Origin of the sequence: Rahnella sikkimica (assembly GCF_002951615.1) — a bacterium.
Taxonomy (GTDB): domain Bacteria; phylum Pseudomonadota; class Gammaproteobacteria; order Enterobacterales; family Enterobacteriaceae; genus Rahnella; species Rahnella sikkimica.
In genome coordinates this window covers 794,142-809,055 of the sequence record NZ_CP019062.1, presented here as the reverse complement: position 1 = coordinate 809,055, position 14,914 = coordinate 794,142, and the positions used below count along the sequence as shown (strand labels likewise).

Genomic DNA, 14,914 nt, shown 5'->3' with positions numbered 1-14,914 from the left:
GATGATTCCTCAGACTGGCTTCAGACCGACAAGAAAGCGGTGCGCAGCAATGCTTGCCGCCGCGCGCGCCCAGATGTCGTCGTTTAGGGTGAAAGTGCGTACCGGCGTTTTCCCGGCGTTACCCGGCAACACGTTGGCTTCGATAGACTGCTGAACGACGGTGCCGAACAGACCGGAAAAATCCGCATCCTGATGGGCGATCAGGATTAAATCCGGATCGTTAATCTGAATAAGAAGGGATATCGCTAAACCCAGCGCAGAACCGGCGCGGTGTAAAATACGGATCGCCGCCGTTGTGCCCTGCATGGCCAGTTGTTCCAGCCCGCCGATGGTGGTGGCGTCCAGCCCTTCAGCTTTGGCCATTTCCGCGATGGCATTGAGCGAGGCCAGCGTATCCAGACATCCGCGTTTTCCGCAGCGGCACGGCGAGCCGTTCAGTTCCAGCGTACAGTGGGCGATTTCCCCAGCACCGCCGTGCAGCCCGCGGTGAAGTTTCCCGGCGATAAAATGTGCGCTGCCGATCCCCGCGCCGTGGCTGACCAGCGTGAAACTGCTGAGATCACGCGCCTGACCAAAATTTTTCTCACTCACCGCCAGCGCCTTGGCATCGTTTTCAATCGCCACGTACATGCCGGTGGCCTGCGAAATCAGCTTTGCCAGTGGCACATCGCGCCAGCCCAGCAGCGCCGACTGCACGCAGGTGGACTGATGTTCATCAATCAGGCCCGATAACGTCACCCCAAGCCCGACCATTTTTTTGGCCGCTTCCGGGTGTGGTTCAAGCAGCGCAGGCAGCGCCAGGGCGATATTTTCCGCCAGCCGCTGCGGGTCAGAATCGGCCGCAAAAGACACCCGCGAGAGAATTTCACCGTGCAGATTGATCAGCGCCATCTGCGCCGGATTTTGCAGCAAAGAAACGCCTGCAAACCACGCGCCGTCCGGGTGAACCACCAGACGCACCGACGGCCTTCCCTGCCCGCTGCCGGGCACCGTTTCAGCTTCAAGCAGGAAACCGGCATCAATCATTTCGCGAACCACGCCGCTTATCGCCGCCTTGCTCATCCCGCAATATTGCGCGAGTTCTGTCCGGCTTAAATTGCCGGACGCATTCACCGCACCCAAAATCTGGCGTTGCATGGTTGTTAACATATTCGTTTTGCCGCTCTCAGTTTTGGCTCATCTGCATTGACATTAAACGGTAGAAATGGATATATCAATGCTAATTAGTTCACAAAATAAACTAAATGTTCCGACATAAGTATTTCATATGAACTATTTGTTAAAAAATGTCTTGTAATGAGATCCGTCGAATAACCCAACAAAACGACATAGCCAGAGCCACTTAATCCGATTTTTCACGCAGAGGGCAGAACATGAAGATTACCCGTTACATCCGGCGTCCCGTGCAGTTATCACTGCTGAGCAGCGCCCTTCTCGCCGCGTTTTCGCTGCCGGTTTTCGCCGCCACGCTGAACGTGATGCAAAACGAAGCGCCGCGCAGCATGGATCCGGGCAACCAGACCGCCACGTTTACCGGCACGGTGTTGGATCCGATGTACGAAGGTCTGCTGCGCATGTCGCCTCAGCTGAAACCGGAAGCCGCGCTCGCCACCTCCTGGAGCAGCGATGAAAGCGGCCTGGTCTGGACATTCAAACTGCGCAGCGGCGTAACATTCCACGACGGCACGCCGTTTAACGCCGACGCCGTAGTCGCCAACTTCGCCCGCCACCTCGACACCCGACGCGGACTGGCCGCCAGCGGACGTCTGCGCACCTTCCTCGACAGCGTGACCAAAACCGACGAATCCACCGTTGTCTTCAAACTGAAAAAACCGTATCCGGCCTTCCTGAATTTACTGACCACAGGCGCGTGTCTGATGGTCAGCCCGGCGGCAGATAAAATCGGCACGCTCGACAGCAAAGCCGTCGGCACCGGCCCGTACAAAATGGTGCAGTACAAAACCGGCGAATTCGTGCTGGAAGAAAAATATCCGGGCTACTGGGGCGATAAAGCCGCCGGGCCGGACGACATCAAATGGACGTGGAGCGCCGAGCCGTCAGTCATGAACATGGCGTTGCAGGCCGGTGAAGCCGACGTCATCAACCCGGTGCCGCCGCAGTTCGCCCGCGTGCTGAAAAACAACCCGAAATTCAGCCTGCACGAAAGTCCGGGTGCCGCCGTGTTCTGGGTAGCGCTCAATACCGATCTTAAACCGCTTAACGACGTTCGCGTCCGTCAGGCGCTGAACTACGCCACCGACCGCGACGGGCTGGTGCGCGCCATCATGTCCGGCTTCGCCCAACCGGCGAACTCCCCGCTGGCACCGGTCACCGCCGGTTATGACAAAACGCTGAACCCGTATCCGCTGGATCTCGTTAAAGCCAAAGCGCTGTTAAAAGAAGCCGGTGTCGCCGACGGATTCAGCATGTCGATTGCGGTACAAGGTCAGGACGCGCGGATCGGCCAGGTGCTGCAAAGCATGTGGGCGAAAATTGGCGTGAAACTGGACGTGCGCATTATGGAAAGCGGCGTATGGACCAAAGCCGCGTTTGCCGACGAGGCCGGTAAGAAAGCCGATAACACCGGCGCAATTCTGGCGTCATGGTCATCCGGCGCGAACGGCGCAGACCTGCAACTTCGTCCGCTGTATTACAGCAAAAGCTTCGCACCGGGCGGCGCAAACCTCGGCTTCTTTAACGATCCGAAACTCGATGAAATGTTAGATAAAGCCGCGTCAACGCGGGATGAAAATACCCGCAACGCGATTTACGTGGACGCGCAGAAAGAAATCAACCAACAGGCACCGCAGGTCTTGCTGTATTACCAGAATGATTTGTACGCCACCGGCACCGGAATTTCCGGCGTGACCATGATTCCGGGCGGTCAGATCGTGGTCAAAGACGCACAGAAAAAATAACAGCGCCATTTACAGTGGGAAAGAGCTATGAAAGCCTATCTTGCCAAAAAACTCATCGCGTTCCCGATCATCCTGATCGGGGTTTCGATGCTGATTTTTGTGTCCATCCGCGCGCTGCCGGGCGATCCGGCACGCCTGATGGCCGGGCCTGAAGCCACTCAGGAAGCGGTCGATGCCATGCGCGTTCGCCTCGGCCTGGATCAGCCGCTGGTGACGCAATACCTGCATTTTGCCGGTAACGTGCTGCACGGCAATCTCGGCGTCTCGTTGCAGTCGCAGCAGCCAGTGACGCAGGAAATCGGCGAACGTATGCCGTACACCCTGATGCTCGCCGTGCTGTCGTATTTTCTGGCGGTAGCGGTTGGCGTTCCGGCGGGCATGATAGGCGCGGTTTACCGCAACCGCTGGCCGGATTTTGGCGTGATGCTGCTGGCGATTGCCGGTGCGTCTATCGCCAATTTCTGGCTGGGACTCATGGCGATGAACACCTTTTCGGTCAATCTCGGCTGGCTGCCGCTGCTCGGCGCGACGTCATGGAAAAGCTACATTCTGCCCTCGGTTACGCTGGCGGTTTTACCGATGGCCGTGATGGCGCGCATGACGCGTTCGAGCATGCTCGACGTCTTGTCGGAAGATTACATCCGCACCGCGCGCGCCAAAGGGTTATCCGCCACCACGGTGTATTGCAGCCACGCCTTTCGCAATGCGCTGATCCCGATTGTCACCATTGTGGCACTCAATTTCGGCAGCCTGATTGGCGGAGCGGTGGTCACGGAATCGGTCTTCAACTGGCCGGGCATTGGCCGTCTGCTGGTCGATTCCGTGCGCTATCGCGATTATCCGGTGATCCAGGGCGTCGCGCTGGTGGCCGTTTGCGGCGTGGTGGTGATGAACCTGCTCGGTGAATTACTGATAGCCTTCCTGAATCCAAAAATAAGGTTCGACTAATGTCTGCCATTATCACGCAATTACCCCGTCGCAAACCGCGCACGCTGCGGTTGTTCCGCTGGTTCTGGCGTCATCCTGCGGTGACGCTCGGCGGCCTGATTGTGAGCCTGATCGTCCTGATGGGGCTATTCGCGCCGCTGATTGCCCGCCACGATCCTTATGCACAGGATCTGATTGATACCCTGCTCGCACCGAGCGCCGGTCACTGGTTTGGCACCGACGATTATGGCCGCGATATCTTTGCCCGCGTCATCTACGGCGCACGGATTTCCATTGTCGAAGTGGTGCTGAGCGTCGGACTGGCGATGATTATCGGCATCCCGTTAGGGATTATTGCCGGGATGGCCGGTCGTTATACCGACATGATCATCATGTGGTTTATGGACATGCTGTTTGCGTTTCCGGGCATCGTGCTGGCGATACTGGTGGTCAGCATTCTCGGCGGCGGGCTGCTCAATTTACTGATCGCCATTTCCCTGTTTGCGATACCGGTGTATGCACGTCTGAGCCGTAATCTCACGCTGGGTTTAAAACAGATGGAATACGTCGAAGCCGCGCAGGCGCTCGGGTTGTCAAATTACCGGATTATCGTGCATTACATTTTGCGCAACGCCATCGGCCCGATTATTGTGCAATCGACGCTGACGGCGGGCACCGTTATTCTCGCCGCCGCCAGCCTCTCATTTTTAGGTTTAGGCGTGCAACCGCCGATGCCGGAATGGGGTACCATGATGAGCGATGGCCGTAACTTCCTCGGCATAAATATTTACCTTTCGCTGTTCCCGGGTCTGGCCATTATGCTGACCGTGCTTGGTTTTAACGTACTGGGCGACGGGCTGCGCGACTTACTGGACACACGCTCATGAGTTCTGCGGTTTTCTGCGCCGATATCGGCGGTTCATTTATTAAGTTTGGCGTTTCACGTGCTTCCGGCGAAGTGGAAGAGTGCGGCAAAGTGCCGACACCCGTTTCGTCATGGGATGATTTCGTGGCGGCAATGCACAACTTCATCACGCAGTTTGGCGGCGATTTACCCGCGTCTGCCCCGCTGGCGATTTCCACCGCCGGGCTGGTTTCTCCGCAAACCGGCGAACTGCTGGCGACCAATATTCCGGCCTTCACCGGACGTTCACTGGCAAAAGATCTGAGCGCGGCGCTGAACCGCCCGGTCACCGCCGCCAACGACGCCGACTGTTTTGCACTGGCCGAAGCCCACGCCGGAAACGCGCAAAATCATGCGGTGGTTGTGGCGATTATTCTGGGTACCGGCGTCGGCGGCGGCGTGGTGATTAACGGCCATCTGGTTCGTGGCCACGGCGGCGTCACCGGCGAATGGGGACACGGTGCCATCACGCGCACCGACGTGTTGATTGACGGCGAAACCTACGCGGTTCCGCGTCTGAAATGCGGCTGCGGCCAGACCGGTTGCCTCGACATGCTGGGTGCCGCACGCGGCCTTGAGCGCCTGCATAAGCATTTCCATCAGCAGGATAAAACCAGCCTGGAGATTGTTAACGGCTGGCAAGCCGGTGACGCGGCATGCGGGCTGACGGTCAATGCCTGGCTGCAAATCGTATCCGAACCGCTGGCGTTGCTGGTGAATATTCTCGGCCCTTCACGGATTGTCGCGGGCGGCGGTCTGGCGTCTGCGACGGCGCTGATTGCGGCGCTGGATCAGGCGGTGCGTAAAGGGGTTTTGCATACTTACGCCGGCCCGCTGCTGGTGCCGGGGAAATTTCTGACGACTGGCGGGCTGGTAGGGGCATCGGTAATGGGGAGGATAGAAGGATAGTTTTTGCTCCTCCCCCTGCGAAGATGGTGTTGCCCGTAAACACCTCATCAGAGCATGCTTCAACTTTTGATTATTCTTTAATACCCCACCCCAACCCTCCCCTTCGCAGGGGAGGGAGCCGACCGAGCTGTTTCAGATTTTGTTTTGCTCCTCCCCCTGCGAAGGAGAGGGAGCCGACCGAGCTGTTTCAGATTTTGTTTTGCTCCTCCCCCTGCGAAGGAGAGGGAGCCGACCGAGCTGTTTCGGATTTTGTTTTGCTCCTCCCCCTGCGAAGGAGAGGGAGCCGACCGAGCTGTTTCGGATTTTGTTTTGCTCCTCCCCCTGCGAAGGAGAGGGAGCCGACCGAGCTGTTTCGGATTTTGTTTTGCTCCTCCCCCTGCGAAGGAGAGGGAGCCGACCGAGCTGTTTCGGATTTTGTTTTGCTCCTCCCCCTGCGAAGGGGGAGGCCGGGAGGGGGTTTAGCAACGAACTCCCTGGCTAAAAACCTGATGCATCCCGCATACGTTTTTTTTCATCATTTCACGTGATGACGCGAAAGCCGGTACAAGCAATGCTCCTCGAGCCAATTACCCTTCTCCACCGCCGGATGGTTGAAGTTTTCGCTGATATCACAGGTCATCCCCATTTTCTTCATCACGGCCTGCGAACGCACATTCGGCAGCGCCGTAAAAGCGACGATCTCTTCCAGACCAAGCTCAGTAAACCCGGCATCCAGCGCCGCACGCGCCGCCTCGCTGCAATAGCCTTGACCCCACACGTCGGCACGAAGTCGCCAGCCGATTTCCACACATGGCGTAAACGGCAAAGCATAGCCCGGCGTATGCAGCCCCACAAAACCAATAAATTCACCGGAGTCACGCAGCTCAACCGCCCAGATCCCCCAACCGCGAACCGCAATCAAATCCCGGCAACGGGTCAGCATTTCGTCGCTTTTCTCGCGGGTCATGGTTGACGGAAAAAACTCCATCACCTGCGGGTCAGCATTCATTTCGGCAAACGGATCGGCGTCGCTGTCCTTCCACTGACGGAGGATCAGACGCGGCGTCTGAATATTTAGCGGCGGGGAAGCGATGGGAACGGTAAATGCATCCATCAGTAACTCCTTGTACACGACGATATTTCAAACAGGGGAGAATGTTTTTTAACATACCAAGGATTGAAATATAAACAAATTCTGATTAAAACTATCCGGATCATATCAATTATGAATTCTTCGAGAACTGCCACTATGCTTTTTCACCGCTATCACGGGCTGGGTAACGATTATCTGGTCTGCCATCACAGCGTCGCCAGCCTGCTGACAAATCAGCAAATTCAGCGCATCTGCGATCGCCATTACGGCATCGGTTCTGACGGATTACTGATCGACTTCGATGACGCAGAAATCCCGACATTGCGCATCATCAATCCCGACGGCTCCGAGGCGGAGAAAAGCGGCAACGGCCTGCGCATCTACGCCCGTTATCTGTTTGATATTGGCCGTGTCGGGCACGCGCCGTTTCTTGTGAATACGCCGGGCGGTCAGGTGCGCTGCGAAGTCACCGAAGGCGCGCATCAGGTGATTGTGGATATGGGGCAGGCAAAATTTGCGCCGTCGGCGTTACCGGCGAGCGTCGAAGGCGACGATGCGCTGGCGTTGCCGCTGGTCGTCGGCGGCCATCAGCTCAGCGCCACGCTGGTGTCGATGGGCAATCCGCATTGCGTGATTTTAGTGAAAAAGCTCGACCTGGGTTTAGTCAGACAACTGGGCGCAGAAATAGAAACACTGGCGATTTTCCCGAAACGCACCAACGTACAGTTTGTTGAAGTGCTGGACCGCAACAACATCACTATCGGGATCTGGGAACGCGGAGCCGGTTACACGCTGGCCTCCGGCAGCAGCAGTTGTGCCGCCGCCAGCGCCATGCGCAAACTCGGACGCGTGGATGACAACGTCACGGTGCATATGCCGGGCGGCACACTGGCGATCAGCTTCAGCGGTGATTTTCAGGTCAACATGCGCGGGCCGGTGCAAAAAATCGCCTCCGTCACGCTCGATGACGACTGCTTTTGGGACATGCCGGAATAATCTTTCCCGACCGCCCTCTTTTCATTTTCGCATTAACGTTCCCCGACGGCAGCCTGTCTGCCGTTCTTCAGTAACCTGCCGCGATAAACAAAACTCATACCTGCATAATGATTTTATGGCAGACAGCGCGCTTTCCAGCCCCTAAGTTGGTTATCAGGCAGTACCGCAATGAACAACCAACTCATTGTTTAATAAATAAAATAATTTTAATAACACTCCCTCACGGCACGCCGGTGTGCGCCGGAAGTCAGTGAGTATTTTTTCAAAGTTTTAATCCGATCACATATTAATAAAAAAAACAGAGAGCGTACCCTATGAGCAACAACACCATCGTGGATGTTAAAACATGGATAGACGAACGCCCGATATCGAAATATCAATGGGTGGTTCTGGGGCTGTGTTTCATCATCATCATGTTCGACGGCTACGACGCGGCGGTGATGGGTTTTATCGCCCCGGCGCTGATTGAAGACTGGGGCATCAGCCGCGCGGAAATGGGGCCGATCCTCGGCGCGGCCATGTTCGGCGTCGCCATCGGCGCGCTGATTGCCGGGCCGAACGCCGACCGCTTCGGGCGCAAACGCGTTCTGATGTGGTCGATTCTCTGCTTTGCCCTGTTCAGCCTGCTGAGCACGTTCGCCCGCACGCCGATGGAAATGGCCATTTTACGCTTTCTCACCGGCCTCGGTTTAGGCGCAGTCATGCCCAACACCGTCACGCTGGTCTCGGAATACATGCCGGAGCGCCGCCGCAGCCTGATGATCACCGTGATGTACAGCGGCTTTAACGTCGGTTCCGGTGCCGGTGGCTTTATCGCCGCCGGTCTGTTGCCACATTTTGGCTGGAAAGCGGTGATCTTCGCGGGCGGGGTTTTACCGCTGCTGATGCTGCCATTGCTGATGTGGATTTTGCCGGAATCGGCGATGTACATGGTGGTGCGCAACGTCGCGAAAGAGAAGATTGCCAAAGTGCTGACCCGCGCCGGTGGCCTGTTCAGCGCGGAAACCAAATTCGTACTGAAAGCGCCGGTCATTCAGAAAAAAGCCAAAGTCTTCCAGCTGTTCGCCAACGGTTATGCCAAGGGCACGATTGTCCTGTGGGTGACGTATTTCATGGGGCTGTTCGTGATTTACCTGCTCAACGGCTGGCTGCCGACCATTATGCGCAACGGCGGTTTCTCGCTGGAACGCGCCGCGATTGTCGCCGGTTTGTTCCAGCTCGGCGGCACCTTCGGCGGCCTGATGGTCGGCGGATTAATGGACAAGTACACCGCGAAACGCGTCATCGCCGGTTTCTACATCATGGGCATGGTCAGCCTGCTGTCACAGGGCATCGGCAACTTCGGCCCGGACGTGCTGGCGCTGCTGGTCTTCATCAGCGGTGTCTGTATTAACGGCGCACAGACCGGACTTCAGGCGTTTTCCCCGGCCTTCTATCCGACTGAAATGCGCGCCACCGGCGTCTGCTGGATGCACGGCATTGGCCGCAGCGGTGCCATTATCAGCTCATCAATGGGCGGCATCCTGCTGGGGGTTTTCTCCGGCGAGAACATGATCTTCATTATTCTGGCGCTGCCTGCCCTGCTGGCTGGCCTGAGTATTCTTTTGCACCGCGCGGCACACCCGGCCGAGATGATCAAAGGCGTTGATATTACTGACATCCCGGAGTTGTCGCGCACCCTGAACATCCGCTAACCTTGCGTTAGCCTCCTGATAATTAGAAACATCAATACACTGCCGCAGCGGCTGCGCTGCGATTACCCTGCAAAAAGTTCAGAGGATTCAAGATGGCTAAGATCATAGGCGGTTTGGCGGTTTCACATACCCCGACTATCGGTTTTGCAGTAGATCACAACAAACAGGACGAAAGCGCCTGGGCACCGATTTTCGAGAGTTTTGCGCCGATGCAAAAATGGCTCGAAGAAAAGAAACCCGACGTGCTGGTGTACGTCTTCAACGACCACGTCACGTCCTTTTTCTTTGATCACTATTCGGCGTTTACGTTAGGCATTGATGATCACTATGAGGTCGCGGATGAAGGCGGCGGCCCGCGCGATTTACCGCCGGTGAAAGGCCATGCGGCGCTGTCTCAGCACATCGGTGCCAGCCTGATGGCGGACGAATTTGATATGTCGTTCTTTCAGGACAAACCGCTGGATCACGGCCTGTTCTCGCCGCTTTCCGCGCTGATGCCGCATGAAGGCGGCTGGCCGACGCAAATCGTTCCGCTGCAAATCGGCGTGTTGCAGTTCCCGATCCCGACAGCGCGCCGCTGCTACAAACTCGGTCAGGCGCTGCGCCGCGCCATCGAAAGTTTTCCGGAAGATCTGAACGTGGCGATTGTCGCCACCGGCGGCGTTTCCCATCAGGTTCATGGCGAACGTTGCGGTTTTAACAACCCGCAGTGGGACGAACAGTTTGTCGATATGATTGTGAATGACCCGGAACGTCTGACCGAAATGACGCTGGCGGAATTCGCCACGCTCGGCGGGCTGGAAGGTTCGGAAGTCATCATGTGGCTGGTGATGCGCGGCGCGCTTTCCGCCAACGTGAAAAAACTGCATCAGGCCTATTACCTGCCGTCGATGACCGGAATCGCCACGCTGATCCTCGAAAACCAGTCCCGCGAAGCGCCGGTGGACGTGCAGCAGCGCCAGCGCGACAAAATCGCACAACAGCTGGCAGGCGTGGAAAAACTGCCGGGCACCTATCCGTTTACCCAGGCGCGCAGCCTGAAAGCGTTCCGCATGAACCGGTTCCTGCATCGCCTGATCCAGCCCGCGTGGCGCGAGCGTTTCCTCACTGACCAGAACGCGATGTTTGCCGAAAACAAACTGACCGCTGATGAACAAAAACTCCTGCGCGAACTCGACTGGCGCGGGATGATTCATTACGGCGTGAGCTTCTTCCTGCTGGAAAAACTCGGTGCCGTGGTGGGCGTGTCCAACTTACATATTTATTCTGCGATGCGCGGTGAAACGCTGGAAGAATTCCAGAAGACCCGCAATCAGCAAGTTATTTACTCAGTAGCAGGTAAAGCGAAAGCATGACGATTTTTGAGCAACCCAAGATCGACACCCATCATCACGTGTTTGATCCGGCGCGCTTCCCGTACCTTCCGGACACGCCGTACCGTCCGGAAGGGCACGAGATTGGCACCGCCGATTATTACCGCGCGGTGATGCAAGCCTATAACATCCGCCACTCCCTGATTGTCGGCCCGACGTCAGGGTACAACACCGACAGCGCCTGCCTGCTGGATGCGCTGGCAAAAGGCAATGGCCGCTTCAAAGGCATCGCCGTGGTGCCTTTTGATCTTCCGCTGGAAAGACTCGCCGCACTGAAACAAGCCGGTGTGGTCGGCATCGCCATGAATGTGGCGATGCTCGGCACGGCACCTTTTTTACACCTCGACGCCCTGATGGAACACCTGGCCGGGCTGGACATGTTCGCCGCCATTCAGGTACAGGACGACCAGTTACTGGCACTTTTGCCGCTGATCAACCGCACGAAAACCCGCCTGCTGATTGATCATTCCGGTCGTCCGGATGTGACGCAGGGCTTGCAGCAACCGGCATTTCAGGCGCTGTTGCAGCTTGCAAGCCAGCAGCGTACCTGGGTGAAGTTGTCCGGTTTGGCGAAATTCAGTCGCCAGCCTTTTCCGTATCAGGACGGTCACGCTTATCAGCACGCGCTGCTTGACGCGTTCGGTGCCGAACATTGTATGTGGGGCTCCGACTGGCCGTTCCTGCGCGCGGAACACCGGATGGATCTCGGCACGTTGCTGATGCTGGTGGAACAGTTATTCCCCGATGAGAAAACGCGGCACCAGATCCTGTGGCAGACGCCAAAAGACCTGTTTGGTTTTGCAGATTACTGAAGAAAGGAAGACCCGATGACTTACAAAATTGCCGTTTTTAACGGCCCGAACCTGAATCTGCTCGGCACACGCGAGCCGGAAACTTACGGTTATGACACCCTGGCAACTATCGAAAAACTGTGTCATCAGACCGGTGAAAGCTGCGGTGCAGAAATCGAATTTTTCCAGACCAACCATGAAGGTGATTTGATCGACCGTATTCAGGGCTGCCGCGGTAACACCGATGCCATTGTCCTGAACGCCGCCGCCTGGACCCATACGTCGGTCGCTCTCCGAGATGCGGTCACCGCCGTCAGCCTGCCGCTCTACGAAGTGCATATCACTAACGTGCATAAACGCGACGCCTTCCGCCACCACTCGTTCCTCTCCGACGTGTCCGTCGGTGTGATATGCGGTTTCGGCATTCAGGGTTACGAGTACGCTATCCGCCAGGCGGTGGTGAATCTGAGTAAATAATGGCCCGCTAACCGCACACCCGCCGGATTTCCTCCACCAGCGCCTGTGCGGCGGGGGAAAGCAGGCTTCCGGCGCGGAAGGTCAGGCCGATGGCGCGGTGCGTGTCGGCCAGTTCCAGCGGCAGTCTGACCAGTTCGCCGCTTTCCAGTTCGTGCTCAAGCTGGCGGGCAGAAACGGCCGCCAGCATATCCGATCCCAGCAGAAGCCCGCGCACAATCCCCAGATCGCCGCTTTCCACCACCGGATCCGGCGGCGGCATATCCATCGCGTGAAAACTGTTATCCAGCAACCGTCGCGACGGCGTGTCTGCGCGCGGCAAAACCCAGCGCGCCACGCGCAACTGCGCCTGCGTCACCGGTGCATTCAGCAGCGGATGCCCTTTTCTCGCCAGTATCACCATGCTTTCGGTGAACAGCGTTTCCGTCACCATATCTGCCGCGTAATCACTGGAACGCAGTGCGCCGAAGATAAAATCCACCTCGCCGGAACGCAGTTCGGACGCCAGCGCGCTGAACGCACTTTCATTGGTAATGACTTTTACGCCGCCATACCGCTGTGTCAGCCCGATGATCGCCTGCGGCAGCAAACGCGTTCGACCCAGCGGCAATGCGCCGACCTGCACCGAGCCTTCCAGCACGCCACGACGGGCGGCGATATCCGCCGGAATATGCCGCAGTTCATTCAGCGCACGGCGCAAATTCGGCACGATATCCTGCCCGGCCAGCGACGGCATCATGCCGTGTGGTGTGCGTGCCAGAAGCGCCAGACCCGCCCCGTTTTCCAGCACTTTTAACGCCGAACTGACCGCTGGCTGACTCAGCCCGAGCAACGTGGCGACCGTCTGCATATGCCGCGTTTTGCACAGCGAAATAAATATTTGCAGGCGACGGACGTTAAACAGATAAAGCGGCTCGGTTTCGCTGCGCGTCTGCCCCGCCTTGCCCTGCAATTTCGCCAGCTGTGACGGGATCAGGCGTAATTCGGCAATCGCGCGCCGCGCACGCGGCAGCACGCATTTACCGAAATCGGTCAGCAACATGCCGTTGGCATGACGCTCAAACAAAGGCACGTCGAGCGTCTGTTCCAGGTCGCGTATCGCCCGCGTCACCGCCGACTGCGTGCGGTAAAGCTCGTCGGCTGCGCGCGATACGCTTCCCTGATCGACCACCTGACAAAAAGCACGTATTTGCATCAGGTTACTCAGCATCTCGTCTTGCGCCATCCCCTTCTCCCGTCAGGTTTTTTTTCGTGACATCCCTCAGCAATATAAATAAAACGCATACCCCCTGCAATCAAATGAATTACCCGCCACCGGCACGGACTGACAGCATGGAACGCAGGCAATCTGATCACCCTAAACCCAGGACATACTCATGACTCAGCCCAAAAAAGATGAAAGCAAAAGTGCATTAGTCGTCAGCGCCCACTCCGCCGATTTCGTCTGGCGTGCAGGCGGTGCCATCGCGAAACATACGCAGGCCGGATACGCCGTTCACATCGTTTGCCTTTCTTTCGGCGAACGCGGGGAATCCGCCAAACTGTGGCGCAAAGGAGGCAATATGACCGAAGAAATTGTGAAAGCGTCACGCCGCGAGGAAGCAATGGCCGCCGCTGAAATCCTCGGTGCCACCGTCGAGTTTTTTGACATGGGCGATTACCCGCTGCGCGCCGATAAAGAATCACTGTTCCGCCTGGCCGACGTTTACCGCCGCGTGCAGCCGCATTTCGTCCTGACGCACTCCCTGAAAGATCCGTACAACTACGATCATCCGATGGCAACCCATCTGGCGCAGGAAGCGCGGATTATCGCCCAGGCTGAGGGCTATAAACCGGGTGAAACCATCGTGGGTGCACCGCCGGTTTACTGTTTCGAACCGCATCAGCCGGAACAGTGCGAATGGAAACCCGACGTCTTGCTCGATATTACCGACGTCTGGGACAAAAAATATCAGGCGATCCAGTGCATGGCCGGTCAGGAACATTTGTGGGAATACTACACCCGCGTCGCCCAGCAGCGCGGCGTTCAGGCCAAACGTAACGTCGGCATCACCAGCACTAAAAACATTGTCTATGGCGAAGGTTTTCAGAGCATATTCCCGCGCGTGACGGAGGATTTAGCATGAGCGTAACCGGCAAAAAAGGCGTGGTGGTACGCCATATTCCACGGGCGAACTCTGCGGATGTCACGGCGCTGGCGGCGTTTGGCGTGGCCACCGTTCACGAAGCACAGGGACGCACGGGTTTGCTGGATCCGGCCATCCGCCCGATACAGCAAGACTGTGCCATTTCCGGCAGCGCCGTTACCGTACTCACCGCACCGGGCGATAACTGGATGTTCCACGTTGCCGTCGAGCAATGCCAGCCGGGCGATATTCTGGTGGTCGCGCCGACGTCACCCTGCTCCGACGGATTCTTCGGTGATCTGCTGGCGACCTCGCTGAAAGCGCGCGGCGTGGTCGGGCTGGTGGCAGATCTGGGCGTGCGTGATACCAAGACGCTGCGCGATATGGGCTTCCGCGTGTGGTCGCGGGCGGTGTTCGCACAGGGCACGGTGAAAGAAACGCTCGGCTCGGTCAACGTGCCGGTGGTCTGCGCCGGACAACTGGTGTATCCGGGGGATGCGATTGTGGCAGACGATGACGGCGTGGTGGTGGTTCGCCGCGAAGACGTCACGCCGGTGCGCGAGGCCAGCCGCCAGCGGGAAGCACTGGAAGAGAGCAAACGGGCGCGGATGGCCGACGGCGAACTCGGGCTGGACATCTACAACATGCGCCCGCGTCTGGCCGAAAAAGGGCTGAAATATTTCGACTCCACCGCCGAGCTGGAACAGGCCGAACAACGCTGAGGAACCGC

General features: G+C 57.5%; 14 protein-coding genes. 11 read left to right on the top strand and 3 right to left on the bottom strand.

The window, feature by feature from the left end; translation table 11 throughout:
* Positions 1 to 9: 9 nt before the first annotated feature.
* Positions 10 to 1,149, bottom strand: a complete 1,140-nt coding sequence (locus tag BV494_RS03590) for an ROK family transcriptional regulator (RefSeq protein WP_104921614.1) — start codon at positions 1,147 to 1,149, stop codon at positions 10 to 12.
* Positions 1,150 to 1,373: 224 nt separating this feature from the next.
* Here BV494_RS03590 and BV494_RS03585 point away from each other — a divergent pair, with 224 nt between their 5' ends.
* From BV494_RS03585 to BV494_RS03570, 4 genes are read left to right on the top strand one after another with little or no spacing between them, the layout of a single operon-like run.
* Entirely contained in the window at positions 1,374 to 2,918 is a 1,545-nt protein-coding gene (locus BV494_RS03585) for an ABC transporter substrate-binding protein (protein ID WP_104921613.1), read from the top strand.
* A 27-nt stretch (positions 2,919 to 2,945) separates the two neighbouring features.
* Entirely contained in the window at positions 2,946 to 3,866 is a 921-nt protein-coding gene (locus BV494_RS03580; protein WP_101076925.1) for an ABC transporter permease, read from the top strand.
* Entirely contained in the window at positions 3,866 to 4,732 is an 867-nt protein-coding gene (locus tag BV494_RS03575; protein WP_104921612.1) for an ABC transporter permease, read from the top strand. The genes BV494_RS03580 and BV494_RS03575 overlap by 1 nt, the downstream gene beginning before the upstream one ends.
* Entirely contained in the window at positions 4,729 to 5,658 is a 930-nt protein-coding gene (locus BV494_RS03570) for an ROK family protein (protein WP_104921611.1), read from the top strand. Before BV494_RS03575 ends, BV494_RS03570 begins: the two co-directional genes overlap by 4 nt.
* 514 nt (positions 5,659 to 6,172) lie before the next feature.
* On the opposite strand, the gene BV494_RS03565 is transcribed toward BV494_RS03570, so the two are convergent.
* Positions 6,173 to 6,751 carry a GNAT family N-acetyltransferase gene (locus BV494_RS03565; RefSeq protein ID WP_104921610.1) on the bottom strand — a complete coding sequence of 193 codons (579 nt, stop codon included), beginning with the start codon at positions 6,749 to 6,751 and terminating at the stop codon, positions 6,173 to 6,175.
* A 135-nt stretch (positions 6,752 to 6,886) separates the two neighbouring features.
* On the opposite strand from BV494_RS03565, the gene dapF reads away from it, so the two are divergent.
* The 5 genes from dapF (at position 6,887) to aroQ (ending at position 12,061) form a co-directional block, all read left to right on the top strand.
* Positions 6,887 to 7,726 carry a diaminopimelate epimerase gene (dapF, locus tag BV494_RS03560; RefSeq protein ID WP_104921609.1) on the top strand — a complete coding sequence of 280 codons (840 nt, stop codon included), beginning with the start codon at positions 6,887 to 6,889 and terminating at the stop codon, positions 7,724 to 7,726.
* 314 nt (positions 7,727 to 8,040) lie between these two features.
* Complete coding sequence (locus BV494_RS03555) at positions 8,041 to 9,420, top strand: MFS transporter (protein WP_104921608.1); 1,380 nt, start codon at positions 8,041 to 8,043, stop codon at positions 9,418 to 9,420.
* Positions 9,421 to 9,512: 92 nt separating this feature from the next.
* Positions 9,513 to 10,775, top strand: coding sequence for a gallate dioxygenase (locus BV494_RS03550; protein ID WP_104921607.1), 1,263 nt, complete (start codon positions 9,513 to 9,515; stop codon positions 10,773 to 10,775).
* On the top strand, positions 10,772 to 11,605 hold the full coding sequence (locus BV494_RS03545; RefSeq protein ID WP_104921606.1) for an amidohydrolase family protein: 834 nt from the start codon (positions 10,772 to 10,774) through the stop codon (positions 11,603 to 11,605). The genes BV494_RS03550 and BV494_RS03545 overlap by 4 nt, the downstream gene beginning before the upstream one ends.
* A 15-nt stretch (positions 11,606 to 11,620) precedes the next feature.
* Positions 11,621 to 12,061 (top strand): type II 3-dehydroquinate dehydratase, encoded by a 441-nt coding sequence (aroQ, locus tag BV494_RS03540; RefSeq protein ID WP_104921605.1) that lies wholly within the window; start codon positions 11,621 to 11,623, stop codon positions 12,059 to 12,061.
* Positions 12,062 to 12,068: 7 nt separating this feature from the next.
* Here aroQ and BV494_RS03535 read toward each other — a convergent pair whose 3' ends face one another.
* On the bottom strand, positions 12,069 to 13,283 hold the full coding sequence (locus BV494_RS03535; protein WP_104921604.1) for a LysR family transcriptional regulator: 1,215 nt from the start codon (positions 13,281 to 13,283) through the stop codon (positions 12,069 to 12,071).
* A 151-nt stretch (positions 13,284 to 13,434) separates the two neighbouring features.
* On the opposite strand from BV494_RS03535, the gene galB reads away from it, so the two are divergent.
* Positions 13,435 to 14,184, top strand: coding sequence for a 4-oxalmesaconate hydratase (gene galB / locus BV494_RS03530; RefSeq protein ID WP_104921603.1), 750 nt, complete (start codon positions 13,435 to 13,437; stop codon positions 14,182 to 14,184).
* Positions 14,181 to 14,906 (top strand): 4-carboxy-4-hydroxy-2-oxoadipate aldolase/oxaloacetate decarboxylase, encoded by a 726-nt coding sequence (locus tag BV494_RS03525; RefSeq protein WP_104921602.1) that lies wholly within the window; start codon positions 14,181 to 14,183, stop codon positions 14,904 to 14,906. Before galB ends, BV494_RS03525 begins: the two co-directional genes overlap by 4 nt.
* The last annotated feature ends 8 nt before the right edge of the window (positions 14,907 to 14,914 follow it).

Excerpts from the sequence above, each read along its gene's own strand:
- BV494_RS03590 (WP_104921614.1), bottom strand. The coding sequence starts at position 1,149 with ATGTTAACAACCATGCAACGCCAGATTTTGGGTGCGGTGAATGCGTCC.
- BV494_RS03585 (WP_104921613.1), top strand. The coding sequence starts at position 1,374 with ATGAAGATTACCCGTTACATCCGGCGTCCCGTGCAGTTATCACTGCTG.
- BV494_RS03580 (WP_101076925.1), top strand. The coding sequence starts at position 2,946 with ATGAAAGCCTATCTTGCCAAAAAACTCATCGCGTTCCCGATCATCCTG.
- BV494_RS03575 (WP_104921612.1), top strand. The coding sequence starts at position 3,866 with ATGTCTGCCATTATCACGCAATTACCCCGTCGCAAACCGCGCACGCTG.
- BV494_RS03570 (WP_104921611.1), top strand. The coding sequence starts at position 4,729 with ATGAGTTCTGCGGTTTTCTGCGCCGATATCGGCGGTTCATTTATTAAG.
- BV494_RS03565 (WP_104921610.1), bottom strand. The coding sequence starts at position 6,751 with ATGGATGCATTTACCGTTCCCATCGCTTCCCCGCCGCTAAATATTCAG.
- dapF (WP_104921609.1), top strand. The coding sequence starts at position 6,887 with ATGCTTTTTCACCGCTATCACGGGCTGGGTAACGATTATCTGGTCTGC.
- BV494_RS03555 (WP_104921608.1), top strand. The coding sequence starts at position 8,041 with ATGAGCAACAACACCATCGTGGATGTTAAAACATGGATAGACGAACGC.
- BV494_RS03550 (WP_104921607.1), top strand. The coding sequence starts at position 9,513 with ATGGCTAAGATCATAGGCGGTTTGGCGGTTTCACATACCCCGACTATC.
- BV494_RS03545 (WP_104921606.1), top strand. The coding sequence starts at position 10,772 with ATGACGATTTTTGAGCAACCCAAGATCGACACCCATCATCACGTGTTT.
- aroQ (WP_104921605.1), top strand. The coding sequence starts at position 11,621 with ATGACTTACAAAATTGCCGTTTTTAACGGCCCGAACCTGAATCTGCTC.
- BV494_RS03535 (WP_104921604.1), bottom strand. The coding sequence starts at position 13,283 with ATGGCGCAAGACGAGATGCTGAGTAACCTGATGCAAATACGTGCTTTT.
- galB (WP_104921603.1), top strand. The coding sequence starts at position 13,435 with ATGACTCAGCCCAAAAAAGATGAAAGCAAAAGTGCATTAGTCGTCAGC.
- BV494_RS03525 (WP_104921602.1), top strand. The coding sequence starts at position 14,181 with ATGAGCGTAACCGGCAAAAAAGGCGTGGTGGTACGCCATATTCCACGG.